The organism is Luteibacter flocculans (assembly GCF_023612255.1).
Classification (GTDB): domain Bacteria; phylum Pseudomonadota; class Gammaproteobacteria; order Xanthomonadales; family Rhodanobacteraceae; genus Luteibacter; species Luteibacter flocculans.
In genome coordinates this window covers 552,032-572,454 of sequence record NZ_CP063231.1, presented here as the reverse complement: position 1 = coordinate 572,454, position 20,423 = coordinate 552,032, and the positions used below count along the sequence as shown (strand labels likewise).

Here is a 20,423-nt window from a genome sequence, read left to right as displayed (position 1 = left end):
GCCGTGGCGGTTCGCGCGGTATCGCTCGATCTCGACGACACCCTGTGGCCGGTGCTTCCGGCCCTGATCGAGGCCGAGCACTGCGTCGATCGCTGGCTCCAGCAACATCATCCCGACGTCGCCAGCGCATGGCCCATCGAGGCCATGCGCGAGCTGCGCGACAAGATCGCGCGGGAAAACACGCACCTCGCCCACGATTTCAGCGAACAGCGGCGACTGACCATTCGCCACGCCTTCGCTGCCTGCGGCATCGACGACGCGCCGGTGGACGAGTTGTGGCGCATCTACTTCGCCGCCCGCAACAACGTCGAACTCTATCCGGATACGCTGCCGGCACTCGAGCGCATCGCGCGGCACGTTCCGCTGGTCAGCATTTCCAACGGCAACGCCGACCTGGAAGTCATCGGGCTGCATCATTTCTTCCACACGCGACTCAACGCCAGCGGCGTGGGCGTCGCCAAGCCGCACCCGCAGATCTTTCTCGCCGCCGCGGAAGCGCTGGCCATCGCACCCGGTGACATGCTTCACGTTGGCGACGATCCCATGCTCGATGTGGTGGGCGCGCGCGAAGCGGGGCTGCGCACCGCATGGCTCAATCGCACGGGCGAACGCTGGTCGCACGGCCCTGCTCCCGATCTCGAATTCGCCGACATGGCAGCGCTCGCTGAATGGATTGACGCCACGGTCTCGACGGACAGTTAGAATGGCGATCTACTGATAGCAACAATGCATTGACGCGGTTGGCAACGACCGCGAGGTTGGGAGACCTGATGTCGCCGCTGATCGAACGCAAATCCGGAAAACGCACCGCCATCCTCATCGAGACCGTGGACGCGGGCAGCATGGCCGCCACCGAAGCACGCCTCGACGCCGCGCAAAAGCAATGGCTGGCCGCCACCGGATTTCGTCCCGTGCCCGGCGCGCTCGCGCTGTTACCGGGCGTCGACGGTGTGGCGCGCGTGCTCGTAGGAGCGGATCGCCATCTGCCCATGGCGGCGCTCGGTGCGCTGCCCTATCGGTTGCCGGAAGGTGTCTACGAGCTCGCCGCGGAAGGCGTGGTGGACGACCGCGATCTCGCCGCGCTCGGCTGGGCGCTTGGCGCCTACCGTTTCGATCGTTACCGCGCGGCCGAGCGCAAGCCGGCGCAGCTTGTGGTGAGTCCGTCCACGTTGCGCGCGTTGGCACCGGTCATCGCGGCCACGACGCAGGTGCGCAACCTCGTGAACACGCCGACCGAGGACATGGGCCCGGAACACCTCGCGCAGGCCATTCGCGAGCATGCGGAAGAGCACAAGGCGAAGGTGCGCGAGTGGGTGGGCGACGAGTTGCTGGAAGGCAACTTTCCCACGATCCACGCGGTGGGCCGTGCGAGCCACCGCCCACCGCGCCTGATCGAACTCACCTGGGGCAAGGCCTCCAATCCCAAGCTCGTGCTGATCGGCAAAGGCGTGTGCTTCGACACCGGCGGACTCGACATCAAGCCGTCGGATGGCATGCGCTGGATGAAGAAAGACATGGGCGGCGCTGCGCACGCGATCGCGCTCGCGGGCCTGGTCATGGCAGCCAAGCTGCCGGTGCGGCTCACCCTGCTCGTGCCCGCGGTAGAGAACGCGATTTCGGGCAATGCCATGCGCCCGGGCGACGTGATCCGCACGCGCGCCGGCCATACGGTGGAAGTGGACAACACGGACGCCGAAGGGCGGCTGGTGCTGTGCGATGCTCTGGCCTTCGCGGCAGAGCAATCGCCGGACCTCATCGTGGATTTCGCCACGCTGACCGGCGCCGCGCGTGTGGCGCTCGGGCCCGAACTCCCTGCGCTGTTCACCAATCGCGACACACTGGCCGACCACGTCCTGGGCGCCGCCGACGTCGTGCACGATCCGCTTTGGCGTCTGCCCTTGTGGCGGCCGTACCGGCGCATGCTGGAGTCGTACGTGGCGGATTTCGCCAATGCGGGCCCTTCGCGTCACGCGGGTGCGGTCACGGCCGCGCTGTACCTGGAGCGCTTCGTGCCGGACAGCCAGAACTGGATGCATCTCGACACGTATTCGTGGAACGACGGCGATCGTCCGGCGCATCCGCGCGGTGGCGAGGCGCAGGGCCTTCGGGCGTTCTTCCGGTTCCTTTCCGAGCGTTACGCCTGATCGATCGCGATCGGCAACGCCGATCGTCAGCTCTCGTCGGTTTTGCCGACCTCAGTGTCAGCGGTGGCGTCGTCCGCCGCTGAGTTCTCGTTTTCTGCATCGGCCGCGCCTTCCGCCGCCTGATCCTGCTTCGCCTTCCACGCGATGACGGCGCGCAGGTTGCGCTCGAGTTCGGCGATGGTCAGCGGGAAATAGTCCTCGTGGGCGTCGGTGACCTGCCAACTGGCCAGCAGCTTGTCGGTGGCGCCGACGCCGATGGCGTTGAGCGCACTGCGCACGTCCCTCGGATCGAGATCCGTCGCTTGCAGGATCAACTGCCATAGCCAGTTCATCCGCTGCGGATCGACGCCGCGCGTCATGGGTGGTCGGGTATAGAGGCGGGCGGGCGCGTCGAAGTCGCTCATGGTGCATTTCCTTGCGGACACGCGAGCCAGTATGCCACCGGCCTTTAGCACCGGTATCGGCCCACGTCGCGTCTTCGCTCAGGACTTCCCTGCGTCGTGTCCATCCGCCGCCGCAGATGACCCGAGGCGACCATGCCCTTGCAGCGGCTGGTGCATCGGCCGGATGATGTAACCCACGGGCAGCCATCCGTTGCCGCCAGGCGCGAGCGACACCGTTTCGAACAACGCGGCACGCGCATAGTGCGCAACGAAGATCACGTTGAGGTAATCGCCCGGCGGGAGTCCGACAGGATCGCGTACGCGCGCCACTTCGCACCATTCACGGCTGATCAGTGCACCGCGGTCCAGCCGAATGCGGCGCAGGTAGCGCGTCCACTCCTGCCGGGGCACCCGTTTCTGCATCAACGCGCCAGCCTCCAGCCACATGGCATCGGGGCGGCGGTCGTCGGAGAGACGCACCCAATGGGTGGCGCACGCCACGGCGTTGTCGAGCGAGTTGGGCTGAGGACCGAGACGCGGTGCGTTGCGGATGCTCAACAGCGAGGCAAACGCATGCGTGCGTGGGACGCCAGCAGCGGGAATGGTATGAGGCTGTGGGTAAACCGAAGACACGGTCCCTTCTCCGTCATGGGACGAAGCCAGCTTCGGGCGTGCGCCGCCCGCTGCCAAGTCAGCCGGAAGGGATACGCGGCTTGTTGTAGCCGATCAACGCCGCCCGAAGGCGAGCACCTCGGAGGTATAGGTCTCGACCACGAGGCTGAAAGGCTGGTTGGTGCCGGTATAGAGCACCGCCCGATGGCGCAGCACCTCGTGCGGGATGTCCAGCGGCGCCTTATGCGCGGCCGGCAGTGGCGCGTCCATTTCCCATCCCGTAGGCAACGGCGCCCAGAGCAGGTCGGCGCTGACGGTCTGGCGGCGGAAATGCAGCGGCTGCACCACCTTGCCGAAGGGCTGGTCCGTGCTGTCGAGGGTCTGATTCATTTCCGGCGTGAGACGCGACGGCACGTACCAGTTGTCCGCTTCCGACAACACGTGATCGCCGCAGGTCAGTTGTACGCGGCGATAGCGCACCGGCTCGTCCGGGCCGATGCCCAGGGTCTCGCGTGCATCGGCGGGCAGCGGCTTGTCCTGCCCTTTCACGCGGCGCGCAAGAATCTTCGCCTCGGGTGCCAGCGCATGAGCGCCGCACCAGCGCTCCAACGTCAGCGTGGCGCTTGGATGACTGAGCAGGTCCGCGTTGAGCGACTGCAGCAATGCGAGCGCCTGCGTGCGCGAGGCGACATCGTCCGTCCACGGCTCACGCGCCTGCGCGGTGGCGGCCATGACGGCGAGGGAGGTAGCGGCAATGATCGTACGTGTCTTCATGGTGCGTCCTTCACGGTGAGGCATTCGACGCGGCCCGCTTGCTGAAGCGACGGGCCGCCGTGGCGATGCCTAAAGTCCCTTGGCGGCCTGTGCCACGGCGCGGAACAGCGCGCGGCCCTTGTTCATGGTTTCTTCCCACTCGGCGGCGGGATCGGAATCGTGGACGACACCGCCGCCAGCCTGCACGTGCAGCCGGCCGTCCTGGATGACCGCCGTGCGAATGGCGATGGCGGTATCGGCATCGCCCCACCAGCCAAGCCAGCCGATCGCGCCTGCATAGATGTTGCGCTTGAACGGCTCGAGTTCCTGGATGATTTCCAGCGCACGAATCTTCGGCGCGCCACTGACGGTACCGGCGGGGAATGTCGCCTTGATGACGTCCATGTACGAGAGGTCGTCGCGGATGTCGCCTTCGACCTGCGACACGATGTGCATCACGTGTGAGTAGCGCTCCACCACGAAGGATTCGGCGAGTTCTACGGTGCCCGTGCGGCTGACACGGCCGACGTCGTTGCGGCCGAGATCGATCAGCATGAGGTGCTCTGCACGCTCCTTCGGATCGGCGAGCAGCTCGGCCTCGAGTGCGGTGTCCTCGACGTCGTCCTTGCCACGGCGACGCGTACCGGCGATCGGCCGCAACACCACGCGTCCGTTCTTGAGGCGCACGAGAATCTCGGGCGACGAGCCGACGATCTGCGTCGGCCCCATGTCGATGAAGAACATGTACGGCGACGGATTGGTCGCGCGCAGTGCGCGGTAGACGTCCACCGGACGCGCGTTGAAACCGACGCTGAGACGCTGCGACGGCACCACCTGGAAGATATCGCCGGCAAGGATGTATTCCTGCGCCTTGCGGACCATCGCCTCGTATTCCTCGCGAGTGAACGACGATTTGAAATCGGACTCGTCCAGCGCAGCCGGTTGCAACAGTTGCGGATACGACACGCCGCCCTGGCGAAGCCGGAAGGCGAGTTGATCGAGGCGGCGCGACGCTTCGGCATACGCCTGCGGCCGCGACGGATCGGCATGCACGATGAGGTAGAGCCGGCCCTTGAGGTTGTCGAACACGGCGACCTCGTCGGCCAGCATCAGCATCACGTCGGGCGTGCCGAGCTCGTCCTTCTTGTCCCACTGCGCAAGGCGCTGCTCGATGTAACCGATGGTCTCGAAGCCGAAGTACCCGACGAGGCCGCCGGTGAAGTCGGGCAACCCGGGCAGTCGCGGCACGTCGTACTGCTTGCGCAGCGTCTCGATCTCGGCGAGCGGATCGTCGAGGTGACGGCGTTCCACCACTTCGCCGGATTCCTCCACCTCCAATTCATGGCCGCGCAGGCGATACACGCGCCGTGCCGGCAGGCCGATGATCGAATGGCGGCCCCAGGTGGCGCCGCCCTCGACGGATTCGAAGAGGAAGGTATACGGGCCATCGGCAAGCTTGAGGTACACCGACAACGGCGTGTCGAGGTCGGAAAACACTTCGCGCACCAGCGGAATGCGCGTATGGCCCTGCGCGGCGTAGGCGTCGAATTGGTCGCGGGAGATCATCGGTTGGGGTCGTGAGGGTGAACGCCCGATTGTAGCCGTGTGTTTCCCGCACGGGTGATCCGGCGCGCCGTCGTCTTTCGACGGGCCCGGATGCCGGCCTCTACCCCAGCCGCTGGCGGGGCATGCCCTTCAGATGGAGGGTAAAGGCGACGCCGTCGTCCACGTTGCGGGCGCTGGCGGTGCCTTGGTGGCGCTCGGCCACGAGGCGGACCACGTAGAGGCCCAGGCCCAGATGCGGTGCGTCGCCTGGGGTGGCCTTGTCGCGCAGGCTCACCAGGGAGTCGAACAGACGCCCCTGCATGGCCGCCGGTAGTGGCGGCCCCTGGTTCGATAGCGTGATGTCCGCGCCCTCGGCCGTGGGCCGCAGCGCGATGCGCAGCCAGCCGCCCGGCGGGGTGAACGAAAGCGCGTTATCGAACAGCTTGTCCAGCGCCTGGGCGATGAGTTCGGGCGAGACGTGCATCGGCACCGGCTCGGCGGGCAGCTCGGTCTCCAGCCGACGGTCGCCGGCCAGGGCGCGATAGCCCTCCGCGCAGCCGCGCACGATGTCGGCGAGGTCCACGTCCTCCGCTTCCGCGGCCGCAATGGCGCGCTCCATCCGGCTCGCCTCACTCATGGCGCGAACCAGCGCGCCAAGTCTCGCCACGCCGTCGCGCGCTCGTGCAAGGTACGGCTCCGCTTCCGGGGGCAGCCCGGCGTGGTCGAGATTGTCGAGCGACGACTTGACGATCGCCAGCGGCGTATTGAGCTCGTGCGAGAGCTTGGACGCGAGCGTGCGCAGGTAATCGGTATAACCGCCCACGACCTCGAACAACCGCGCGAAGCTGCGCGCGAGGTCGCCCAGTTCGTCGGTGGCATCGGTGAGCGGAAACGGTCCCTCCAGGCGACCATCGTTGGCCTGCGCCCGCTCGGCCGCGTTGCGCAGGCGACGCAGGCGGAAGGTGAGCCGTGTCGCGAACAGCAGCAGCACGCCACCGGCCACGAGCAGCACGGCGAAGCTCGTGAGCAGCAAGCCGAACAGTGCACGGTTCGCGAGCAGCGGCACTGCGCGGCTCGGTTGTTCGAGCAGTACCACGCCATGCAGTCGACCGCGCACCGTCACCGGCATCGCCGCCGCCAGCACGACGCTGCCACGCGCCTCGCCCGCGCGCCACGCTGTGGCGGGCTTACCCTGCAACGCTTCACGCACCTCGGGCAGATCGACCCGCGGCGCGTCCTCGGCCCAGGCGCTGTCGTCGTCGAGGCGCGTCGCGAGCAATGAGCGATAGACCAGCGAGGCGAACCAGCCAGGACGCTCGGCGGCGGGAAGGTCCGGCAAGGCGAGCTTGCCGCTCTGCGCCATCAGCCATGCATCGGGAGATAGCATGCGTACGCGGACGCCGTCCGGCGCCAGGCGCGACAACTCCTGCGAGAGCGCCGCGGAAAAATCGAGCAAGGGACGGCTGTCGGCGCTCAAGGGCTCGTTGTCGCCGTCGGCAGCAATGTGCACGCCGAGGCCGAAGCGGTCGAGGCGAAGACCACGCGGCAGGCGGAATTCCACGTGGAAGCCGCTGCCATCCTCCTGCCACTGGGCATTGATGCGATCGGGCAGCACACCGGCGTCGGCATCCAGCGCGATCGCCGTCGTGGGCCCCGGCGCGGCACTGGCGAGCAGGTAGCGCTGTGCATCCTCGCCGCTGGCGATGGAGATGATGAGGTGATCGGCGCTCAGCACCAGGCGATCGCCCGCGTCGGCGCGATGGCGCTGCGGCGCGCGCACGTCCGCGTAGAAGTAGAGCCAGCGATCGTCCTCGGCGAGCATCACCTTCGTGTTGTGGCCGAAGGTCTGCGCCCACGGGCTCAGCGACGCCCAGTCGTCCGCGTAGCCGTCCACGGTGATCGGCACCGGCGTGCGTTCCACGTACCACGCGGGGCCTGCCGGCGGCAGCGGGGCATCCACGACCACCAGGCTGCGCGCCATGGCGCGAGCGGAGGCGACCAGCGCCTGCGCCTGCCCTTCGCGCAGCAGCGTTTCCATCTGGCGCACGTAGAGCCACCCGGCGACGGGCAACGCCAGGGTGCACAGCGCCACGAGCAGCAGTTTCTGGCGCAGGCTCATCGGGTGTGGCGACGGGAACGAAGCGCGACGTGGAACGCGCGGTCGCTAGAACGGCGAACGATGCTCACGGCGTCCAGCGATAGCCCACGCCATGCACCGTTTCGATCGCATCGAAGTCCGGTGCCAGCGCCACGAATTTCTTGCGGATGCGCTTGATGTGCGAGGTGATCGTCGCATCGTCGACCACCAGCTCCGCTTCGCGCATGAGCTGGTCACGATTCTTGACGTGGCCCGGGAAGCGCACCAGCGTGTGCACCATCCAGAACTCGGTCACCGTCAGCGGGATCTCGATCCCGTTCCACAGCACGCGCATGCGCTCGGACTCCAGCTTCAGCGGGCCGTGCTCGATGACCGTCTCGCTCGCGGCAGGCGTCTTCAACGACTCGATGCGACGGAACAGCGCGGCGATGCGTGCCGCGAGCTGATGCAGACTGGTGTCTTTGGAGAGGTAATCGTCGGCACCGAGGCGCAGACCGGAAATGACGTCGAAGTCCGAATCGCGAGCGGTGAGAAAAATGATCGGCAAGGTGGCCGACTTCGCGCGCAGCTCGCGACAGAGATCGAAACCACCCTCGGGCTCGTCGCCCAGACCGATGTCGATGATCACCAGTTCCGGCAGGCGCATGGCAAAGGCATTCGACGCCTCGGAACGCGAACCGTAACCGCGCGTCTCGTAGCCGAAGCGGTTCAGCGCCTCGACGTAGTTGGCGCGGATCAGGGGTTCGTCCTCGACGATGGCGATACTGCGGGCCATGGGGCATTCCGTGAAAGTGAATCGGCGTGCGCAGGGTGCTACGCGCCCGCGCGTACCGCAAGGCCCCGCCCCGTTTTGCCCGCGTTTCGCCTCCTTAGCCGCCGTCGTCGGCCAGACCCGCGCACCGGCCGATGTCGGTTGGCGAGAAAGGACATGCCGCTGCCGCGTCTCCATCAAATCTTCAAGAAACGTGGATCGGGCCTTGAAACCGCGGACCTAACGTTCCGCATCCGTCCTCCGCGCATCTCGCTGGCTGGATGACCCCTCCCCCACCACAGACCCCGCCATGCAACGACATCTACCTCCCCGTTCCGTTCGCACCACCGGTGCGCTTTGCCTGTTCACGGTCGCCGCTGCGGCCAGCGCCGCCGAGTCGACGCAGGCACCCGATGCCCCCGCCGACCAGGCGGCGTTCGGCGTGGCCGCCGTGACGGGCCCACGCTATGCCGGCTCGGACCGGACGTTTGTGCAGATCCTGCCGGTGATCGCGATCCAGAAGGGCCCCTGGTTCATCGACACGCTGCGCGGTCTGGGTGCGCAGTACCAGACCGAAAGCGGCTTCTCGATCAGCGAGGCCTTGCATTACGACTTCGGCCGCGTCGACCGGGACAGCACGTTTCGTCCCGGTTCGCGAACGCTCCGCGGCATGGGCGACGTGGCCGGCTCCGTCGTGAGCCGCACCATCGTGGCGCAGCAGTTCAACGCCATGCTTTCAGCCAGCGCGGAAGCCGAGTACTCGCTCAAGGACGGCACGCATCGGGCGCGATACCGCGCCGGTGTCGAAGTGGGGCTTTGGCAGAGCGAGACGGATAGCGTGGCCGTCAACGCCGACCTGCACGCCGGCAACCGCGCCTTCGATCGCGCCTATTTTGGCGTCTCCCCTGTGCAAAGTCGTCGCAGCGGCTATGCCGCCTATCAGGCCGACGCCGGCTTGTACGCGTATTCAGGCAGCGCCACCTGGACTCACGTGTTCAGCCCGCACTGGTCAAGCAACCTCGTGTTGCAAGGCACCCACTACATGGGCAAAGCAGGCGACAGCCCGCTCGTCAAACGGCACACGGCACTGGGTACGGCACTGGCCGTGAATTACTCCCTGTAGACGCGCGGCACCCACCCCGCGATCGACGCTGCTCACACGCGCCCCGGGAACGCATCGAACGGTGTCGACGCCTGCGCGTCAGCGATAAGGCAGAGTCAGCGTGACGACCAGACCGCCGCCATCACGATTGCGGGCGACGATCGATCCACCGTGAGCTTCGACGACGACATCGGCGATCGACAATCCGAGGCCGCTACCACCCGAATGACGCCCTCGCGAATGCTCCGCACGCCAGAACCGATCAAACACACGGGGCAGGTCGTCTTCTGCGATGCCAGGACCGCGGTCCTGCACATCGATCGTCACGGCCTTCTCGTTGGCGCGTACGCGAAGCGACAGCGCCTTTCCCGCGGCGGCGTAACGCAGTGCGTTCTCGATCAGGATGGAGATCACTTGCCCGACGCGGCCACGATCCCCGTGCCACAGGATGCCAGGGGGCGCATCGAACGTCGCCACCATGCCGGCCTCCTCGATTGCCGGCGATGACCACGCCATGCGCTCAGCCACGAGCTCAGCCATATCGAACGGTTCATCGATGAAGTGAAGTTCACCGGCTCTGGCCATCGACAGGAAGTGAAGATCGGAGATCAGGCGATTGAGCTGCGTGAGCTGTCGGTGGATCAGCGTGAGCTGGTCAGGTTCCGGCGCGAAGACGCCGTCGAGGATGCCCTGGACCCGTCCCATGGCCGCGTTCAGCGGCGTGCGCAATTCGTGCGCCAGGATGGCGCTGGACTCGAGTACCTCGCGCTCGTAGCGAGACAGTTTCTCGCACATGGCATTGAAGTCTTCCGCAAGCCGGTTCAATTCCAGAGGCGCACCGGGAACCAGCTCGGCGCGTGCCGAGAAATCACCGCTGGTCACACGCCGCGCCGTCGCAGCAACCACCGAAAACTGGCGCGACAGAGGACGAGACGCCAGGAAGCCCAAGGCAATGATGAGCGGGATGGAGGCAAGTACCAGCGCGTAGAAGATCAACCAATCCGAACCCACGACACTGGGGAGGAGATCCTGCGCCTTGTAATACTGGCGCAGATAGGTCCAGAGCGCCTGATCGTTCTGCTCCGGGGAGGCTTTCAGGACGGATATCTTCGCGAGCGTTTCCGGCGGAATGCGCCGCTCGATCGCGTACACCTCGAACGCAAGGCGCAGCCACATCGCCAGCGCGATGAGCAGCACCACGCCCACGGCGAGCAAGCTCATGCGTACGGCCACCCACCGCCATAGCGAGCGTGAGCGCGGCGCCGGCGGTCGCTCTTGCGTGGTCATCGGTAACGGTATCCCACCGCCCTGACCGTCACGAGAACGCCGCTGACGCCTTCCGCACTCAACTTCCTGCGAAGGTTGTGCACGTGCGTGTCGATCACCCGTTCCAGCGCATCGCTATCGGGCATGCAGGCTTCCAAGAGCTCCATGCGGGTGAACGCCTTGAAGGGCGTCTTTACCAGCATGGCGAGGATGCCGAATTCGGTCGGCGTCAGGTCCAGCGTGACGCTGTCGCGTCCCGGATGGCTGACCGTGGCGGTGACTGCCTGGGTGTCGACGATCAACGGGCCTTCGCTGAAGGTCGTGTTCGATGAGGTGGAAGCGGATTGAACGGCGCGCCGGAGCACGGCATGCACGCGAGCCACGACCTCCCTTGGGCTGTACGGCTTGACGATGTAGTCATCCGCGCCGAAGCGCAGGGCACCGATCTTGTCGGGCTCGTCGCCAAGGGCCGTGAGCATGATCACTGGGGTCTCGCTGGTACGGCGGATTGCGCTCAGCACATCGATGCCGCTCACCTCGGGCAGCATGATGTCGAGCAACACGATATCCGGCTTCCATTGCGCGTGAGCATCGATGCCCTTGCGACCGTCCGGGGCGACGTGGACGTCGAATCCGTCCTTCTCGAGATAGGCAAGGAGGATGCTTGCGCTATCGGCATCATCCTCGATAACGAGCACCCGACGACGCATGAAGGTCTCCTTGATCAAATCTTGAAGAAAGGCCGATGAAGCCTTCAGAAAGCGGGTGAACAATGCGCGCAGCTTAACATTCAAGTGACGTGTCATGCCCTGCCGCCCGCCCCATGATCGCCTGCTCTGGCCCCACTCCATCGCCTTGCTTGTCCTCGCGACGGCCAGCGCCTTGCTCTCGGCCTGCTCACTGACGCCACGGTTCGAGCGCCCCGGGGTTGCCCTGCCCTCCACGTTGAGCGCGTCCCGTGCGCCGGCGGGTCCGAATGACGGCAAGGCGTCGCCGAACAGCACGTTCTCCCCGGACGAAGCACGCTTCATCGCTTCATTCTCGCCCGATGGCGAGGGCGCCCGCATCGTCGCCGCCGCGCTGGCGAGCAACCCCGATATGCGCAAGGTCGCCTCGGAGGTTGCGCAAGCACGTGCGCAGCGCGCATCGGCGCGATCGGCCCTGTTTCCTCAACTGGATGCCGCCGCCCAACGCGATCGCGTCCACCTGGACGACGCCGGTGCGCAGGCGATGCTGGGTCGCGACTTCACGTCGGCAACGCTTGAACTGCATGACGAACTGGATTTCTTCGGGCGACTTCATGCGCTCTCGGACGCGGCAGCGCACGACTACTTGAGCAGCAAGGCCGCGCAGACCGAGGCACGCGGCGCGCTCATCGCGGAAGTGCTTGGCGCCTATGTGGACGAGCGTGCCGCCGCCGAGATCGGCGACAAGGCACGGGAAGCCGATCAGGCGGCGGACGTTCTTCTGACCCATGCGGAGAAACAACACGCCGTGGGCACGCTGTCGGCCGACGATCTGCAGGCTCGACGCGACGTCGTGACGAAGGCCCATCTTGCGCGCATGAATGCCGATCGCAAACACGCCCAGGCGCTGCGTTATCTGCAATCGCTTTGTGGCTACCAGTTGTCGCCGCCTTCGTCGAATCTGGCCTCCTTGGGGCGGACGGATTCGATGTCGCAAGCGCTGGCCTCCTTGCCATCGGACGTGCTTTTGTCGCGGCCGGACATCGTCGGCGCCGAAGAACGCCTGCGTGCGGCCAATGCAAACATCGGTGCCGCGCGTGCGGCGTTCTTCCCCTCCATTCGCCTGTCTTCTTCTCTGGGACACGTCTCTCCCGATCTGGGGCACCTGTTCAGTGCGAACACGGGCGGATGGACCTTCCTGCCCCAACTGGATATTCCCCTGTTCGATGGCGGCGCGCGTCGGGCGAACCTGGATCTTGCCGAGGCGCGCAAGCATGCGGCCGTCGCGGACTATGAATCGACGGTGCAGCGCGCCTTTCGCGAGGTCGCCGACGCGCTGGACGAACGGCAAGCCGCCGCCACGCGTGTGGAACGGATGACGCCCCTGTGCGCTGCGGACGCAGCGCGCCTTCAAAAGGCCAAGGCGCGACACGCGGCGGGCCTCGAAGATCCTTCCGAGCTGTTGTCGCAGAGCATCGATGCCGCTCAGGTCCAGATGGACTGCCTTTCGGCGGAGCGCGATCAGGCCGTGAGCAGGCTGGCCGTCTTCCGGGCGTTCTACGGCGTCGACCTTCCCTCGCCGCCGTCCGCCAATCCAGGGCGCGGATAACAACGCGCCACGCCGCTCCCCCGTTTCGTCTTCCACCCCTGGAGTCCGTTTCATGATGCGCTCTCTTTTCGCGGCTGCCGGCCTGGTCGCCGTATGCCTTCTCACTGCCTGCGACAGGCCGCCAAGGCATCGACCGGCCGAACGCTACGTCGTGCTGGCGCAGGTGACGTCGGCACCCGATGCCACGTCATCGGTGCTGGGGCAGGTGCGTCAGGCACAACGCGCGACACTCGGCTTCGACATGGCGGGTCGACTCGCTTCCGTCGCCGTGCAACCGGGGGATCGATTCGCGCAGGGAGACACCCTCGCCACCCTTGACCCCGCGCCTGCACGTCTCCGGCTTGCGCAGGCGCGCTCGGAAGCACTCGCCTCCCGAGGCGAATGGCTCGATCAGGTCGAGCAGTTGCGCCAGCAGCAGGCCTTGTTCGATGACGGGGCCGCCTCGCAGTCCACACTGTCCCGAGCACGCGCCGCCGAGCAGGCCGCACACGGCAAGGCGACGGCCGCAGACGCTGCCGTCGCGCTTGCACAACGCGACGTGGAACACACCCGCATCCTCGCCCCGTTTCCCGGAGCGGTCGTCACCCGCATGGCGGAACCGGGCGGCGATCTATCCGCGGGTCAGAGCGTGCTCACCGTCGAAGGCGAATCGGAGCTCGAAGTCGTTGCGTCCCTGCCCGCCAAACTCGCTTCGGTCGTTGCGGTCGGCGACACCGCGCAGCTCATCGGACCCGATGGCATTCGGGCCCACGTACAACTGAGTCACCTGTCTCGGCACATGGCGCAAGGTGCGATCGCCGAGGGCATCTTTCGTGTGCTGGCGCCCCCGGGTGGGCTGCTGCCCGGTCAACGGGTGGAACTCAAGCTGCGCAGTCCATCGGCCGACCAACGCGACACGGCGATCCCGTTGACCGCCTTGATACCGGACGCTTCAGCCGGGAGAGGAAGCGTGTTCGTGTTCGACGCCGTCCACGGACAAGTCATGCGTCGCCCCGTCACCGTAGCGGCAATCCGTGGCGATCGCGCCTTGATCGGCGCAGGCCTCTCGATCGGCGAGCGTGTCGTGAAAGCCGGCACCGCGTTCCTCAGCGATGGCCAGGCCGTCGTGACCTGGGAAGGCGGCAGCGAATTGGAGAATCCGTGATGTTCCTGACCCGATCGGCCCTCACCTCGAGCCGCCTGACCCTCTTCATCACCGCACTCATCCTCGTGGCGGGTACCTGGACGTTCCTGCATTTCCCCTCCCAGGAAGAACCTTCGGTGACCGTGCGCGATGCCATCGTGTCGATCAGCCATCCTGGCATGCCAGCGGACGAGGTCGAAACGATGCTGGCAAAGCCTGCCGAGGAACGGTTGCGTGAACTGGATGGCCTGAAGACCATCGTCAGCAATGCCCGGCCCGGCTCCGTCGTGATTCAACTCACGGCCTACGACCGCGTCACCGATCTGGATGCCCTGTGGCTGAACGTCCGATCGAAGCTCGCCGAAGTGGGGCAAGGCTATCCCGCAGGCACCTTGGGACCTTTTCTCGACGACAACTTCGCCAGCGTATCGGTGGCATCGATCGCAGTGACCGCCCCCGGATTCTCTCCGGCCGAGATGCGTGAGCCACTCCATCGATTCCGTGCGGCGCTGTACGCGCTCGATGGTGTGTCGCGGGTGAGCTTCAACGGCATGCAGGACACACGTATCTACGTGCAGTTCGATCGCACGAAGCTCGCCTCGCTCGGACTGACACCCGCTGCCGCCGCTCAGCAACTGGCTGCACAGAATGACGTCGCCTCGACCGGCGAACCCACAGCATTGGGCATGGCGTTGTCCGTGAGCGTCGGGGGACGTCTTCGCTCGGCGGACGATCTGCGTCGATTCCAACTCTCCGTGCCACGCGAAGACGGGAATGATGAGATTCCGCTCGGCGACGTCGCCAACGTGCAGACCATGCCCCAAGACCCGCCCCAGGCCGCGGCCATCTATCGAGGCGAGACAGCGGTGGTCGTCTCCGTCGCCATGCAGGACGGGTTGGACATTGCGACGTTCGGCAAGGCCCTGAAGAAACGCATCGATGAGGCGACGCAGCAGTTACCGGCGGGATTTCAGGCACACATCGTGACGTTCCAGGCCGATGTCGTCGCCCGCCAGATGAGCCGAATGCATCACGTCATGGGCGAGACGGTCGTCATCGTGATGGCCGTGGTCATGCTTTTTCTCGGCTGGCGCATGGGTCTGGTAGTGGGCGCCATCGTGCCTCTGACCATCCTGAGTTCGCTGTTGATCATGCGCGTGTTCGGCATTGCGCTGCAGATGGTCTCGATAGCGGCCATCATCCTCGCCCTGGGTCTTCTCGTGGACAACGGCATCGTGATCGCCGAGGACATCGAGCGGCGGTTGAAGGCAGGCGAGGAGCGGCGGCAGGCCTGCATCGAAGCCGGGCGGACGCTCGCCATTCCGCTCCTGGTATCGACGCTGGTCATCGTGTTTGCGTTCTCGCCCTTTTTTCTCGGCCATACCAGCACGAACGAATACATGCGCTCGCTGGCCGAGGTGCTTGCGGTGACGCTCCTTGGATCATGGCTACTGGGCCTCACCGTCACGCCGCTGCTGTGCTTTTACTTCGCCCGCGTGCATGTTCAGGAACACGCGGAAAGCACACGTGAATCGACGTTCTATCGCACTTACCGACGCGCCATCGGATGGGTGCTAGAGCACAAGGCGCTTTATCTCGGCTCCATGCTTCTCTGCCTGGGTGCGGCGGGCTGGACACTCACTCATTTGCCCTACGACTTCCTACCCAAATCCGATCGACTGCAGTTCCAGATCCCGCTCACGTTGCAGCCGGGCACCGACGCTCGCGAGACCTTGAGCGTCGTACGACAGATCAGCACGTGGCTGGCGGACACGAAAGCGAATCCCGAGGTGGAAAGCAGCATCGGATACGTTGCCGATGGGGGACCGCGCATCGTGCTTGGCCTGAACCCGCCGCTGCCGGGCGCCAACATCGGGTACTTCACCGTGTCGGTAAAACCCGGCACCGATGTCGACACCGTCATTGCGCGCGCCAGATCGTATCTAAGCCAGCACTACCCGCAGGCCTACGCCGAGCCCAAACGCTTTTCGTTGGGGTCCACGGAATCCGGTGTCGCGGTCTACCGGATCAGCGGACCCGGCGAAGCCCAGCTTCGTGCACTGAGCAGCAAGGTCGCCGCGGCGTTACGTGCGTTACCCGGCACGGAGGATGTGCTGGACAGTTGGGGGCCGCGCATTCCTCGGTATCGCGTGGACATCGACCCGCAAAAGCTCCGTGCCTTCGGCCTGAACCGCAGCGACGTCATGGCATCTTTGCAAACGCGCTTCGGTGGAAACGAGGCGACCGAGATTCAGGACAATGGCACGGCCGTGCCGGTCGTGATCCGGGGCGATGCCGTCGAACGTGCGCCGGGAGCCGATCTGGGCGACACCTTGATTCATCGCGCCAGCGGTGACCCGGTAGCGCTGTCGGCCCTGGCGACGATCACGTTGGACTCCGAGCCAGGTGTCCTGCAACGGCGCAATTTGATGCGATCCATCACGGTGACCGCACGCAACCCTTCCATGACGGCCGATGAGATCGCCACGACGCTTGCGCCGCGCATCCGTCAGATCGCACTGCCGCCGGGCTATGCGATCACGCTGGGTGGCGAGATCGAAGATTCCGCTGAAACCAATGCCGTGCTCACCCGTTACATGCCGTTGGCCATCGGCGGCATGCTGTTGCTGTTCGTCTGGCAGTTCAATTCGTTCCGCAAGGTTGCCATCATCCTGGCAGGCATCCCCTTCATTCTCATCGGATCCACGCTCGCCCTGGTGTTGACCGGCTACCCCTTCGGCTTCATGGCAACGTTCGGCCTGTTGTCCCTTGCGGGGATCATCGTCAATAACGCCGTATTGCTTCTGGAAAGGATCGAGGCGGAGGTCGCCGATGGTCGCCACCATCACGACGCGGTGATCGAGGCCGCGGTGAAGCGCCTGCGACCGATCGTGATGACCAAACTGACCTGCGTCGTCGGACTCGTTCCGCTGATGCTGTTCGGCGGCGCGCTCTGGACCGGCATGGCCATCACGCTGATTGGCGGACTCCTGCTCGGTACGCTGATTACGCTTGGACTCATTCCGTTGCTCTACGACGTGTTCTTCCGTGAGCGTCATGCTGCTTGAGGCGCGCTGCCTGTCGCGTCGTTGCCTATGCATGACGCACGATCGGCTCAGCGAGGATCAATGAGCCGCCGCGGTCTGACGAAGAGACGACAGGCACGCGGATCGGATCGGCGCGAGCGCCGGATCGGACACATGACTCAGCGACGTCACTGCGGCATTCGTCCAACGCGCGACGTCTGCCTCGTCGGGTTCGATCGCACGGTCCTCGCAATACCACGACGCGGGCGGAAGCTCGCGGTGGGTCGACAGCAGCGACAAGACCTCTTTGGGATTCGTCAGTAACGCGTCACTGATGGCTCCGTCGATCGATTCGGCTCGATCGCCGTCAGTGCCCGCACGAATGGCAACGAGCGTGTCCAAGGCGCCGGCGTCTCCGCGACTGCCTCGGGCCAGCACTACCTTCCACTGAGTCTCGGACAGGCCAGCGGTTTCCGAGGACCGCGGTGCGGATGATGTATCCGAGGGGGCTTGAAAGGACGCAGGTACGCATTGCGACTGCGCATCGCAATGCGCGAATTCTGCACAGGTCATGGCGGCGATGCTTGCCAAATCGCCACGTGCCTGTGCTAACACGAGATCCGCCTGGTTGTCGCAACTGGCGCCAGCCATCACGTCGCGGCAGCGCTTGAACTCGGCGGCGTCCATGGCGCGGCGGTCCTGCGGGGAAGCCTGCTGTTTGTAGTCATCCAGCGCGTCGCGCAGGTCCGCGGGTGCAAGCCATGTCAGATGCTCGCCGGGGCACTGCTGATTGAGCGCATCGTCCCATGCCCGCCGAACGCTCATATCATCGGCCTTGGCGACAAAAGCTGTCGCTATCGCAAGAACGAAACCTGTGGCGATGGCTGAGATACGCATGGCGGTGCCCTCGATGGGAGACGCCCCCACGATAGCGCCGGTCTGTGGCAAATCGAGGGACAGTCGATCTCCGCCGCATGGCAATCGACGATCGATCTGGCCGTACTTAGTGGGAGCCGCCATGGCGGCGAGGGGAGCTTGCCGGTGGGAGCCAGCCTGCTGGCGATGGGAACTTGCCTTACCGCTACACCGCTTCGTTGGCTTTTCGCCACCAGGGTGGCTCCCACCCTTGCTTCGTTGGCTTCTCGCCGCCATGGCGGCTCCCACAAGGGAGTGCGGCTATCCCCTGGCGCGGGACCGACGTACGCGTCGGGAGGCATCTGTCGACGCCGAAGCAAGAACGCCCCACAACGCCTGCACAAAGCCTTTGCCCGCGCTTTGCCATAAACGGTCCGCGGATTGCCCTACGACGGACGCTCCGCCCGCCGTGTGCGGCACCGACACTGTCCATCACGGCGCGCCATCCGGCGCCGGAGGAGAACCCATGAAAACCAAGCCCGACGCCGACAACACCGAACTCGACCGCGACTTCGAGCCCCTGCGCGTGGCACTCGCGCTCGGCGCCCTGGTCCTCGGCCTACTGTTCGGCCTGCACTGACGGGAGACATGCGCATGGATCTCTTCGACGACTTCGTGGAACCGGCCATGGAAGGCCTTGGCGCGGCCGGCTCGCAGGGAGGCGCGCCGGCCGCTGGGCCCGCCGAACCGGACCCGAACTGGTATCCCGTTTGACCTCTTTCCCCTGAGCTCCTCCCCGGGAGCATCCTTCACTCCCCCCTCCAACCCGGACGGGGGGAGCTTTTTTTGCGTTCGCTATTGAGTCGTGCGGACGCGTGAGGCCACCTGGCCGATCGGCACCAGGTCAGTGGGCTGCACCTCACCCACCGTGACCGTACCCGTCATGCCGCGGAAGTAGTCGTCGCCGGCGCGGGACAGCAACTTGTTCATGCTGAAACTGGAACCGCCACCGACGCGATTGGCGTCTCCGTCGGCACCGAACTGTCCCACGGCGTCGCCGTTCGGCGGCGACAATCCCGTGATGAAGACGGATCCTCCGACGGCCGTGGCCGCTTCGATCATCCGCATCTCGGCGAGATAGCGCTGACGTGCGCGCCTGCCCGCCACGGGGTCGGCGTACTGCTTGCGCAAGTCGCGCCAATAGGCATCTGCCTGTGCCCGCTCCTCCGACGAACTGGCGAGGTATGCACGCGCGAAGGCGCTTTCGTAGAGCGGATCGTGCCGCTCGGCCGCCAACGCCAGCCATGCCACGCCTAGCGGGCGGTTGGCCTTGCCATGGTCGCCGTTGAAATACGAGAGACCCAGCACGTACTGCGCGGGCTTGCTCGCCCAGAAAGCGGCGTCGCGAAAACGCTCCATGGCACGGCCATCGTGCTTCTGGCCGTAATCGCGCACACCGGCGCAGAAGTAGTAATCACCGGGAAGCAATCGCTCGAGCCCGGTGGCGCAGGACTTGACCGATGCCTTGATGGCCTCCCTGGAAGCATCCGGCACCGCATCACTCGCGGTGGCGGTGGCGACGGCGGAGACACCGAAAAGTACGAACGCAACGATCCTTACGACTGACATAAGCACTACCTCCCTGGTTCCGTTGGATTGCTTGCCCTACCCCGTAACGGCCCCTCGGCAGAGGAACGGCGTTCTCGGGTTACTTCGTTGCGCACCTACTTGTTCCGGGCGGCGGAGGCCACCTGGCTGATCGGCACCAGCTCCGCATCGCCCACGAAGACGTGGCTGTCGTAGCCGTAGAAATACATCGCCTTCTGCGTCTGCAGGATGCGACCGAGCGAGAATCCGCTCTGCAACGGCATGTCGGTCCCGCCGTAGCCGTAGGGCACGGTCACGCCGTCGATGAAGATGCTGCCGCCGAAGTTCGTGGCCCATGCGATCTGCTGGTACTCGCGATCGAAGCGGCGCTCCGCACGCGGCGCGGCCACGTCGTCGGCGTAGGTCTGCTTGAGTTCCTTCCAGTACGCATTGGCCTGCGCCAGCTCGTCCGGCGTCACTTGTCCGTAGGCCGAAATGAAGGTCGGCTCGTACGACGGATCATGGCGTTCCGCCGCCAGCGCCAGCCAGGCAAGACCGAGCGGACGGTTCTTCTCCGCGTGATCGCCGTTGAAATACATGACGCCCAGCGCGTACTGCGCCGGCTTGCTCGCCCAGCGTGCGGCTTCCTTCAGGCCTTCGCGCGCGAGGCCCTCATGGCCGCTCCAAAAATTCCGCGCGGCGGAGCAGAAGTAATAGTCGCCGGGCAGGAACCGTTCGAGGCCGCCGGGGCACGGCATCAGCGACCTGGCGACCTGGCTCTTCTGGTCGGGCAACGGTTGGGGACGCTGGCCTGCGTGAGCAGCCAGGGATGTGGCCGCAGCCACGGCAAGAACAAAAGCGCAAAACCTTTTCATCGGCGCGT

General features: G+C 65.7%; 17 protein-coding genes. 6 read left to right on the top strand and 11 right to left on the bottom strand.

What is annotated here, in order from left to right; all coding sequences use genetic code 11:
• Positions 1–3 precede the first annotated feature (3 nt).
• Together IM816_RS02500 and IM816_RS02495 are read left to right on the top strand one after the other, a co-directional pair.
• Positions 4–702: an HAD family hydrolase gene (locus IM816_RS02500; protein WP_072322543.1), complete on the top strand. Its 699-nt coding sequence runs from the start codon at positions 4–6 to the stop codon at positions 700–702.
• A gap of 68 nt (positions 703–770) precedes the next feature.
• Complete coding sequence (locus IM816_RS02495) at positions 771–2,144, top strand: leucyl aminopeptidase family protein (protein WP_250339657.1); 1,374 nt, start codon at positions 771–773, stop codon at positions 2,142–2,144.
• Positions 2,145–2,170: 26 nt separating this feature from the next.
• Here the strand turns inward: IM816_RS02495 and IM816_RS02490 are convergent, their stop codons facing one another.
• The 6 genes from IM816_RS02490 to pdsR form a co-directional block, all read right to left on the bottom strand.
• Entirely contained in the window at positions 2,171–2,548 is a 378-nt protein-coding gene (locus IM816_RS02490; RefSeq protein WP_250339656.1) for a hypothetical protein, read from the bottom strand.
• Positions 2,549–2,626: 78 nt separating this feature from the next.
• Positions 2,627–3,160, bottom strand: coding sequence for a DUF4019 domain-containing protein (locus IM816_RS02485; protein WP_250339655.1), 534 nt, complete (start codon positions 3,158–3,160; stop codon positions 2,627–2,629).
• A 93-nt stretch (positions 3,161–3,253) separates the two neighbouring features.
• Positions 3,254–3,913 carry a hypothetical protein gene (locus IM816_RS02480; RefSeq protein WP_250339654.1) on the bottom strand — a complete coding sequence of 220 codons (660 nt, stop codon included), beginning with the start codon at positions 3,911–3,913 and terminating at the stop codon, positions 3,254–3,256.
• Positions 3,914–3,982: 69 nt separating this feature from the next.
• Positions 3,983–5,458, bottom strand: coding sequence for an anthranilate synthase component I (gene trpE, locus IM816_RS02475; RefSeq protein ID WP_072322538.1), 1,476 nt, complete (start codon positions 5,456–5,458; stop codon positions 3,983–3,985).
• 100 nt (positions 5,459–5,558) lie between these two features.
• A complete protein-coding gene (locus IM816_RS02470) occupies positions 5,559–7,556 on the bottom strand; it encodes an ATP-binding protein (RefSeq protein ID WP_250339653.1) in 1,998 nt (665 codons plus the stop codon).
• A 64-nt stretch (positions 7,557–7,620) separates the two neighbouring features.
• The gene (pdsR, locus tag IM816_RS02465) at positions 7,621–8,310 is read right to left on the bottom strand and encodes a proteobacterial dedicated sortase system response regulator (RefSeq protein WP_072322536.1); all 690 of its coding nucleotides are present in this window, start codon (positions 8,308–8,310) and stop codon (positions 7,621–7,623) included.
• 286 nt (positions 8,311–8,596) lie between these two features.
• Here pdsR and IM816_RS02460 point away from each other — a divergent pair, with 286 nt between their 5' ends.
• The gene (locus IM816_RS02460) at positions 8,597–9,409 is read left to right on the top strand and encodes a MipA/OmpV family protein (protein WP_250339652.1); all 813 of its coding nucleotides are present in this window, start codon (positions 8,597–8,599) and stop codon (positions 9,407–9,409) included.
• 78 nt (positions 9,410–9,487) lie between these two features.
• Here IM816_RS02460 and IM816_RS02455 read toward each other — a convergent pair whose 3' ends face one another.
• A complete protein-coding gene (locus IM816_RS02455; RefSeq protein WP_250339651.1) occupies positions 9,488–10,675 on the bottom strand; it encodes a sensor histidine kinase in 1,188 nt (395 codons plus the stop codon).
• A complete protein-coding gene (locus IM816_RS02450) occupies positions 10,672–11,364 on the bottom strand; it encodes a response regulator transcription factor (RefSeq protein WP_250339650.1) in 693 nt (230 codons plus the stop codon). The genes IM816_RS02455 and IM816_RS02450 overlap by 4 nt, the downstream gene beginning before the upstream one ends.
• 94 nt (positions 11,365–11,458) lie before the next feature.
• Between IM816_RS02450 and IM816_RS02445 the strand changes: the two genes are divergently transcribed.
• The 3 genes from IM816_RS02445 to IM816_RS02435 are packed head-to-tail and all read left to right on the top strand — an operon-like array spanning position 11,459 to position 17,140.
• Positions 11,459–12,949 (top strand): efflux transporter outer membrane subunit, encoded by a 1,491-nt coding sequence (locus IM816_RS02445; protein ID WP_250339649.1) that lies wholly within the window; start codon positions 11,459–11,461, stop codon positions 12,947–12,949.
• A 52-nt stretch (positions 12,950–13,001) separates the two neighbouring features.
• Complete coding sequence (locus IM816_RS02440) at positions 13,002–14,093, top strand: efflux RND transporter periplasmic adaptor subunit (RefSeq protein WP_250339648.1); 1,092 nt, start codon at positions 13,002–13,004, stop codon at positions 14,091–14,093.
• Positions 14,093–17,140 carry an efflux RND transporter permease subunit gene (locus tag IM816_RS02435; RefSeq protein WP_250339647.1) on the top strand — a complete coding sequence of 1,016 codons (3,048 nt, stop codon included), beginning with the start codon at positions 14,093–14,095 and terminating at the stop codon, positions 17,138–17,140. Before IM816_RS02440 ends, IM816_RS02435 begins: the two co-directional genes overlap by 1 nt.
• Positions 17,141–17,197: 57 nt before the next feature.
• On the opposite strand, the gene IM816_RS02430 is transcribed toward IM816_RS02435, so the two are convergent.
• The 3 genes from IM816_RS02430 to IM816_RS02420 form a co-directional block, all read right to left on the bottom strand.
• Positions 17,198–17,995, bottom strand: coding sequence for a hypothetical protein (locus IM816_RS02430; RefSeq protein ID WP_250339646.1), 798 nt, complete (start codon positions 17,993–17,995; stop codon positions 17,198–17,200).
• Positions 17,996–18,808: 813 nt separating this feature from the next.
• Positions 18,809–19,582, bottom strand: coding sequence for an SEL1-like repeat protein (locus tag IM816_RS02425; RefSeq protein ID WP_250339645.1), 774 nt, complete (start codon positions 19,580–19,582; stop codon positions 18,809–18,811).
• A 95-nt stretch (positions 19,583–19,677) separates the two neighbouring features.
• Complete coding sequence (locus IM816_RS02420; protein WP_250339644.1) at positions 19,678–20,415, bottom strand: hypothetical protein; 738 nt, start codon at positions 20,413–20,415, stop codon at positions 19,678–19,680.
• Positions 20,416–20,423: the final 8 nt, after the last annotated feature.

What these genes read in the sequence shown, in the direction of transcription:
- IM816_RS02495 (WP_250339657.1), top strand. Translation starts at nt 771, where the DNA reads ATGTCGCCGCTGATCGAACGCAAATCCGGAAAACGCACCGCCATCCTC.
- IM816_RS02490 (WP_250339656.1), bottom strand. Translation starts at nt 2,548, where the DNA reads ATGAGCGACTTCGACGCGCCCGCCCGCCTCTATACCCGACCACCCATG.
- IM816_RS02480 (WP_250339654.1), bottom strand. Translation starts at nt 3,913, where the DNA reads ATGAAGACACGTACGATCATTGCCGCTACCTCCCTCGCCGTCATGGCC.
- trpE (WP_072322538.1), bottom strand. Translation starts at nt 5,458, where the DNA reads ATGATCTCCCGCGACCAATTCGACGCCTACGCCGCGCAGGGCCATACG.
- IM816_RS02470 (WP_250339653.1), bottom strand. Translation starts at nt 7,556, where the DNA reads ATGAGCCTGCGCCAGAAACTGCTGCTCGTGGCGCTGTGCACCCTGGCG.
- pdsR (WP_072322536.1), bottom strand. Translation starts at nt 8,310, where the DNA reads ATGGCCCGCAGTATCGCCATCGTCGAGGACGAACCCCTGATCCGCGCC.
- IM816_RS02460 (WP_250339652.1), top strand. Translation starts at nt 8,597, where the DNA reads ATGCAACGACATCTACCTCCCCGTTCCGTTCGCACCACCGGTGCGCTT.
- IM816_RS02455 (WP_250339651.1), bottom strand. Translation starts at nt 10,675, where the DNA reads ATGACCACGCAAGAGCGACCGCCGGCGCCGCGCTCACGCTCGCTATGG.
- IM816_RS02450 (WP_250339650.1), bottom strand. Translation starts at nt 11,364, where the DNA reads ATGCGTCGTCGGGTGCTCGTTATCGAGGATGATGCCGATAGCGCAAGC.
- IM816_RS02445 (WP_250339649.1), top strand. Translation starts at nt 11,459, where the DNA reads ATGCCCTGCCGCCCGCCCCATGATCGCCTGCTCTGGCCCCACTCCATC.
- IM816_RS02440 (WP_250339648.1), top strand. Translation starts at nt 13,002, where the DNA reads ATGATGCGCTCTCTTTTCGCGGCTGCCGGCCTGGTCGCCGTATGCCTT.
- IM816_RS02435 (WP_250339647.1), top strand. Translation starts at nt 14,093, where the DNA reads ATGTTCCTGACCCGATCGGCCCTCACCTCGAGCCGCCTGACCCTCTTC.
- IM816_RS02430 (WP_250339646.1), bottom strand. Translation starts at nt 17,995, where the DNA reads ATGCGTATCTCAGCCATCGCCACAGGTTTCGTTCTTGCGATAGCGACA.
- IM816_RS02425 (WP_250339645.1), bottom strand. Translation starts at nt 19,582, where the DNA reads ATGTCAGTCGTAAGGATCGTTGCGTTCGTACTTTTCGGTGTCTCCGCC.
- IM816_RS02420 (WP_250339644.1), bottom strand. Translation starts at nt 20,415, where the DNA reads ATGAAAAGGTTTTGCGCTTTTGTTCTTGCCGTGGCTGCGGCCACATCC.